Consider the following 6,786-nt stretch of genomic DNA (forward strand, 5'->3'; position numbering starts at 1 on the left):
CCGTACCCGGAGTCGGAGGTCGTGGTCCGCTCGCGCCAGCCCCGGTGAGCTGGTGTTGGCGCTGGGGCCTTAGGGCGTGTCTCCTAATGGGTGCGGCCCCTGGCTGAAACGCTGGGATGGTGACACGGACCGAATCGCTGACCGACGAGCAGTGGGCGCTGGTGGAGCCGTTGATGCCCCGGCCGGACGGAGCGGGCCGGCCGTTCCGTGACCACCGGATGGTGGTCGAGGGCATCATCTACCGCTACCGGACCGGGATTGCCTGGCGGGACCTGCCATCGTGCTTCGGGCCGTGGCAGACGGTGTGGAAACGCCATCGCCGGTTCAGCGGCGACGGGACCTGGGATGCCATCCTCACGGCGTTGCTGGGCCGGGCCGACCATCAGGGGCTGATCGACTGGGAGGTCTCGATCGACTCCACGATCAACCGCGCCCATCAGCACGCCACGAATCTGCCCCGCACCACAGGGGGACTCGGCGAACTACATGAAACAGCGCCAGGAGCCTGCTGATCACGCAATCGGCCGCTCCCGCGGCGGGCTGTCCACGAAGATCCACCACCTGTGCGACGGGAACATGCGTCCGCTGGTGATGTTGCTCGGGCCGGGCCAGGGCGGGGACGCCCCGATGTTTGGCCCGGTGATGAACGCGCTGCGCGTGCCGCGCACCGGCAGGGGCCGGCCTCGGACCACCCTGGTGCGGGCCCTGGCCGACAAGGCCTACTCCTCGAGGGCCATCCGGGAGCTGCTGCGACGCAAGGGCGTCCAGGCGGTGATCCCGGAGAGAGCCGACCAGATCACGAACCGGGCCCGCCGAGGGGCCCAGGGCGGCCGCCCGGTCTCTTACGACCCCGAGGCCTACAAGCGGCGCAACGTCGTGGAGCGCTCCTTCAACGTCTTCAAGCAGTGGCGAGCCCTGGCTACCCGTTACGACAAGCTCGCCCTGACCTACCACGGCGGCGTGGTCTTACGCGCCATCACCATCTGGCTCAAGGCATTAGGAGACACGCCCTAGTGCGCGGTCCGCGGGATGCACGGCGTCCATAGACCCCAGCAACTCCGCGTACTCGGCAGACCGACGGTCGTAGGCCCTCTGCACGTCATCCATCACCACCTCATCGTAATGAGCGGCTCTCCAACGCCGACGCGGACACTGTGCCGTAAACGGTCGTTTGAGCTACCTATCTGCGGCCATGTCCCTCCTCACGTCTAGTGTCGGGGGCATGAATTGGGAACCAGTCCTCGAAGCAGTCGGTCAAGCGGTCAACGGTCAGAGCGAAGCCGCCAAGGCGGCTCTTGAAAATTGCTGGGATGAGACGGTCGAAGAAGACCATGCCCAACGGTGCGTGTTGGCGCACTACCTGGCCGACCAGCAGGAGAATCTTCAGAGCGAGACTCGCTGGGACGAGCAAGCCCTGACGGAGTTCACACACCTCCAAGACGGTGGCCTCGCAGCCATCGGAGTTCCCTCGACAGGGGGATTCGCTCCGGGCTTGCACCTTAACCTTGGTGATGATTACCTTCGCGCTGGGCGCGTCCAAGACGCCGAAGATCAGGTTGTACGGGCGCAGCAATCTGTGGCACGACTGCCCGAGCAGGGGTATGGCGCGATGATTCGGGACGGTGTTCGTCGCCTCCAAGGACGTGTCGAGGCGGCGAACGCGGCGCTGTAGCTCAAACGGTCGCTTCTGCACGTGAAACTTAGCGTGGCTTTTGGGCGGAATCCCGGGGTTCCAGCGGGGTCCACCCCAACGGGCATATGCCCTGGAAAGATGCTCGTTCCCGGTCAACTCGATCTGACCAGCCTTGACCACCATCGCTGTTCCCATCCGTAGAGACAGCCCCACGAACAACTCGGAACCCAACATCTTCCAGCCGCGCGTCCGGAGCGTCGCCCCGCCGGACGCCCACCCGCACAGACCACTCGGGGTCGGCCCAGCCCCCGCCTTTGAATAAGCGGTAGTCACCGTAGCGCGCAGGATCTAACCGATCCCAGCACCACTCCCACACGTTTCCTAGAGTGTCGTAGACCCCGTAGACGTTGGCAACCTTCAACCCCATGCGCTGAGGGCCGCAGATCTCATCCAAAGCTGTCCAGGCAATCTCCCTGAGGTTTCCGTAACGCGCCCCAGCAACGTTACCTCGGCTGGCATGGACCCATTCAGCCTCTGTCGGCAAGCGATACCCGTCTGCGCCCGGGATCCATCGCATGCTGCCCCCATCGACACGGTATGCCTGCTCGAACCCGTCGTGTCTCGAAGCTTCGTTGCACCACTGCACGGCATCCAGCCATCGAACCCCCACCGCTGGAAGATCGCCCCCATCAAGTCCCTCGATGCCCACACGGCCTGCCGCGAACTGCGCTGCGCTTACCGGGGTATCCCCGATATCGAACGGCAGCAGCGTCACCATACGCTCTGTACCCCGTCGCGCGTCCTTTAAGGTCGTGTCCCCGCCGGGGATCGGAACCAGCGTCTGCATGACACTTCCTAGACAGATAGCGAAGCCGGGAACACCCCGTTGGACTCATTAATGCTGGGGTTACAGGAAGCCACCGATGATCTGATTCGGTATCGCCCGCCCCTCCGATGCGGCCAGGCTATGCGACAACGGTGGATTGTGCTACCGCCGCAGACTGAGGGGTCAGAACCCTCGTGGGAGCTGCAGCGGTGCGTCGCCACAGAAACCCCTGTGTAAACCAACGGTTGACAAATACGTCAACCGTTGGTTTACATAGGGGTGTGGACGACATCATCCACGCTAAGCAAGCAGTTGACCTTGCCCGCGCCCGTCTCCACGATGCCGTCACTGCGGCACGTCGCGAAGGGCGCTCGTGGGCGGAGATCGGGCAGCTGCTCGGCATGACCCGGCAAGCCGCCTTCAAGAGGTTCGGAACTACTCACGATCCACGAACAGGGGAGATCATGAAAAACCGCAGCATTGACAAAGCCAGCCAACTCACCGAGGAGATTTTTCGCCTCATCGCCAGCGGGGATGACACGGCGGTACAGGCCCATCTCCACCCGCAGGTGCGCGAACAGCTCACTCCGCAGCGCATCGGAGAGGCCTGGCGCAACGCATTGACCGAATGTGGATCCCTGGAGGGTTTCACGAACACCCACGTTGAGCTCCACGACGGCACGGTCCTCAGCGAGGACGAAGACATCATCGGCACCGTCATCGGTGCCACGCGTCTGATGTGCGAAGCAGGCGAGCTGGTCGGACGCGTCGCACTCGACGAGACGGATCAAGTGGTTGGCCTGCTCATCGTTCCGCAGAATCACGGCAAGCTGCCTTTCTAGCCCTGCTCCGCGGAGCACATGCGCAGCAACGATGACGGCTCCTGCTCACACTGAGTGAAAGCCGTCGCGTAGTTGATGCACAAACGGTGGAAAGTGTCCCGTTTGGCGGACTGATGCTTCTGCCGGTGTTGTAGTGGTTCCGGCGTTCTCGGATCGATCCGTTCGATCCGTGCACCTTCTATTGCTGCGCGAGTGCTTCGTTGAGCAGGACAGCGGCTTGTTCGTAGGCTGCTGGTTCAGGGCCCGCGAAGTTGAGGCGCAGATAGCGGCCGGCGGGTTCAGCGGGGAACCACTCATCACCACCAGCAACGACGAGTCCCTTGGATTCGGTGTCCTTGACCAGTCGATCGAGGTCGACCTCATCTGGTAGACGCACCCAGAGGTTCAGTCCTCCTGGGGGCACTGCTGCGATCGTGGCGTCCGGGACGTGGGTTGTGATCGCGTTGACGAGAAGGTCACGCCGGGTGCGCAACTTTTTGCGCAGTGTGCGTCGGTGGTTTTGCCACCCCGGCCCGTTGACCACCTCTAGGGCCGCAGCTTGCAGTAGAGCACTGACATACATTGACTGCGCTTGCAGGTCCGCCAGGAGGCGTCTGCGCAGTGGGCCCCGTGCGATGACCGCGGCGACGCGGATTGCCGGTGAAACACTTTTGGTGAGTGAACGCAGATAGATCACGTGCCCGCTGTCATCGCGAGTAGCTAACGGGGTGGCGTCAGTGGTGATCCCGAAGTCGTGCGCCCAGTCGTCTTCGATGAGGAAGGCGCGGTGATCACGCACCATCTCCAGGACGCGGGCGCTGGTCGAGGGACTCCACTGCGCGCCTGTCGGGTTCGCGTAGTTCGGTTGCGCGTAAAAAACATTCGCCCCGGTGTCCTTGAAAGCCCGCTCCAAGGCGACCAGATCGGGTCCGTCGGTTCCGGTGGGGACGGGAACCAGTCTCACCCCGACCTGTCGTGCCGCGATGATGGCACCCCAGTAGGTGGGTGACTCAATCAGCAATGTCCCGCCGGGCCCGGCGATGCTGCGGAACAGGGAGCCGAGTCCGAGCTGGCTGCCGGGGAGCACGATCACATCGTGGGTTGTCGGGGCGGTCAGGTGCGGAGGTGTTTGCGAGGTGAGTTCGGAGGCGAACCAGGAACGCAGGTTTGTCATCCCCGCCGATTCCGACCGGCGCAGAGCTTCATCGCTTCGTGCCGCACGCGTAAGAGCGGAACGCACCAGACGCTCGGGGAGAAGGTCACGGTCGGGGTATCCCGAGTGCAGGGAGATCGCGTCGGTGCGGGCGGGACGTAAGGCGACTGAGGTTTCTGTGATTGCCGTGCTGGAGGCTCCCATGACGCCGGTTTGCCAGGAGTAGTCGCGTGGGCCGATTGCTCGATCCGCGCTGACGAACACGCCCACGCCTGAGCGGGTTTCAATGAGACCGCGCGCCACAAGTGATCTCAGTGCCGATTGCACCGTCACGGGGCTGGCTGCGTGTTGAGCGGCGAGCTCGCGCGTCGACGGCAACTGCGCACCAGGAGGTGCCGAAGCAATCCAGGTTTCTACATCGGCCGCAATACGTTCACTGCTACTCTGGTACATGACATCACATAGTAGCGCTACTCTTTATGTTCGCCCTCCGCTATCGCATTCCCGGCAGGGGCTCGATTGGGGATTTCTCGGCGTCCTGGCGTTTTCTTTCACTGTTCCACTGACGCGTATCGCCGTGGAGAGCGGTCACATGTCGGCGCTTTTCGTCGGTAGCGCGCGGGCTGTTGTCGCGGCCGTGATCGCCGCGTTTGCGTTGCTCGTCACACAGTCACAGCGCCCACGTGGGCGCCAGTGGGTCAGCGTCGGGGTCGTCGCACTGGGTGCTGTGCTCGGATTTCCGCTGCTGACGTCATTCGCGCTGACACAAACGCATGCGAGCCACGGTGCGGTGGTGATCGCGTTTCTTCCCGCGACAACCGCCGTGGTGTCCGTGCTGCGCACCCGAGAGCGACCCTCTGTGATGTTCTGGTGCTCGGCTGCTGCCGGGGCTGTGGCTGCCGTGATTTTCGCGGCCGTGCATGCGGGGGGTCTCGGACACCTGCGACCCGCTGACGGGTTGCTGTTCGCCGCCGTGATCGTCTGTGCCGTGGCATACGCAGAGGGCGGGGTTCTGTCACGGAGCCTGGGGTCCTGGCAGACAATCTCTTGGGCTCTGGTGGTAGCGGCTCCGATCATGGCAGCGCTTTCGGCGCACGCGATTGTGACGCACCCGCCGACGGGCACCGCGGGTGAGTGGGTCAGCTTTGGCTACTTGTGCGTGGTGAGCATGTTCTTGGGGTTCGTCGCCTGGTATCGCGGTCTTGCGATCGGGCCGATCGCACAGGTCAGCCAGATTCAACTGGCGCAACCAATCTTGAGCATTGCATGGGCTGCTGTGCTTCTTCATGAGCGAATCACTGTTCCCACGATCATGGGAGGTGCCGCGGTCATCGTGTGTGCTCTTGCCGCGGTCCGTTCCCGCTCAAAACAACCGGTACAACGGCACCATTGACCTCTTCGCCCAGGCACCCGGACTCGCCTGAGAGGTCTAGAAGCGGTGGTCGGTGCCTCTGATGTGACGGGTGTGCCTCTGATGTGACGGGTTTTCCTGTGGTCTGTGTAGATTCGTGGGCATGACTGACTTGCCACGGAAACGCCGGGTGAGCGTGGTGATGTTTGAGGGGTTCGAGCTGCTGGACGTGTTCGACCCCGTGGAACTGCTCGGCCACGTGCCCCATGTCGCGGTGGACTACGTGGGGCCGCACCTAGGCCCGGTCAGAAGTTCCCAAGGCGCCCAGATCGTGGCCGACCTCAGCTATCCCCAGCTCGCAACCCCGGACATCGTCCTCGTGCCCGGTGGAGCTGGTACACGACGACTTGTCACCGATGGTGCTTTCCTGTCCTGGCTGGCTGAGACGGGCGAGCACTCCCAGCTCGTGGTCTCGGTTTGTACCGGATCTGCCGTCCTCGCAGCGGCGGGGTTGCTAGAGGGGTATCGAGCTACCAGCAACAAACTGGCCTTTACCTGGGCTTACACCTTTGGGCGCAATGTGGGGTAACCTCACGCCCGCTGGGTCGAGGACCGGGACCGGTGGACCTCTTCTGGGGTGGCGGCAGGAATGGACATGACGGCAGCGCTTATCGCCAGCCTCTTCGGGCCTGGCGTTCGAGAGGCAGCTGTCATCCGTGCTGAGTACCAGCCGCAAACCGACAGCACCGTGGATCCCTTCGCCCCGGTGCACGGACTCGCATGAGGGGTGCAAAAACGGCGGGTTGAGCCACCGGCTCGCCTCGGTGGTGCAGAACCCTTCGTTTGAGCTACACGCCGAGCGTGCTGGCTGGCGGGCGAACAATCTTGGGTGCGGAAGTTCCAGGGCATCGGGCACTCTGTGAACTATGACATCATCAGCCACCCAAATCCTCGTCGAGCCGCACGAACAGCTCACCGCGCACCGGATTGATCAACTCCGGG

General features: G+C 63.5%; 7 protein-coding genes. 5 read left to right on the forward strand and 2 right to left on the reverse strand.

Going from position 1 to position 6,786, the window contains the following annotated elements; all coding sequences use genetic code 11:
* Positions 1 to 119 precede the first annotated feature (119 nt).
* Positions 120 to 1,014 (forward strand): IS5 family transposase gene (locus tag RF650_RS11915; RefSeq protein ID WP_368815033.1). Its coding sequence is split into 2 segments (ribosomal slippage): positions 120 to 473 and positions 475 to 1,014, totalling 894 coding nucleotides; the frame shifts between segments, so codons are not numbered across the junction.
* A 208-nt stretch (positions 1,015 to 1,222) separates the two neighbouring features.
* Positions 1,223 to 1,672, forward strand: coding sequence for a hypothetical protein (locus RF650_RS11920; protein ID WP_368815026.1), 450 nt, complete (start codon positions 1,223 to 1,225; stop codon positions 1,670 to 1,672).
* A gap of 28 nt (positions 1,673 to 1,700) precedes the next feature.
* Here RF650_RS11920 and RF650_RS11925 read toward each other — a convergent pair whose 3' ends face one another.
* Positions 1,701 to 2,480: a formylglycine-generating enzyme family protein gene (locus tag RF650_RS11925; protein ID WP_368815027.1), complete on the reverse strand. Its 780-nt coding sequence runs from the start codon at positions 2,478 to 2,480 to the stop codon at positions 1,701 to 1,703.
* A 260-nt stretch (positions 2,481 to 2,740) separates the two neighbouring features.
* Between RF650_RS11925 and RF650_RS11930 the strand changes: the two genes are divergently transcribed.
* Positions 2,741 to 3,301: a hypothetical protein gene (locus RF650_RS11930; RefSeq protein ID WP_368815028.1), complete on the forward strand. Its 561-nt coding sequence runs from the start codon at positions 2,741 to 2,743 to the stop codon at positions 3,299 to 3,301.
* A gap of 178 nt (positions 3,302 to 3,479) precedes the next feature.
* Here RF650_RS11930 and RF650_RS11935 read toward each other — a convergent pair whose 3' ends face one another.
* Entirely contained in the window at positions 3,480 to 4,886 is a 1,407-nt protein-coding gene (locus RF650_RS11935) for a PLP-dependent aminotransferase family protein (protein WP_368815029.1), read from the reverse strand.
* On the opposite strand from RF650_RS11935, the gene RF650_RS11940 reads away from it, so the two are divergent.
* Positions 4,885 to 5,826: a DMT family transporter gene (locus RF650_RS11940; protein WP_368815030.1), complete on the forward strand. Its 942-nt coding sequence runs from the start codon at positions 4,885 to 4,887 to the stop codon at positions 5,824 to 5,826. The genes RF650_RS11935 and RF650_RS11940 overlap by 2 nt on opposite strands.
* Positions 5,827 to 5,947: 121 nt before the next feature.
* On the forward strand, positions 5,948 to 6,373 hold the full coding sequence (locus tag RF650_RS11945) for a DJ-1/PfpI family protein (RefSeq protein WP_368815031.1): 426 nt from the start codon (positions 5,948 to 5,950) through the stop codon (positions 6,371 to 6,373).
* Positions 6,374 to 6,786 lie beyond the last annotated feature (413 nt).

The organism is Kocuria sp. CPCC 205297 (genome assembly GCF_040981035.1).
GTDB classification, from domain to species: Bacteria; Actinomycetota; Actinomycetes; order Actinomycetales; family Micrococcaceae; genus Kocuria; species Kocuria marina.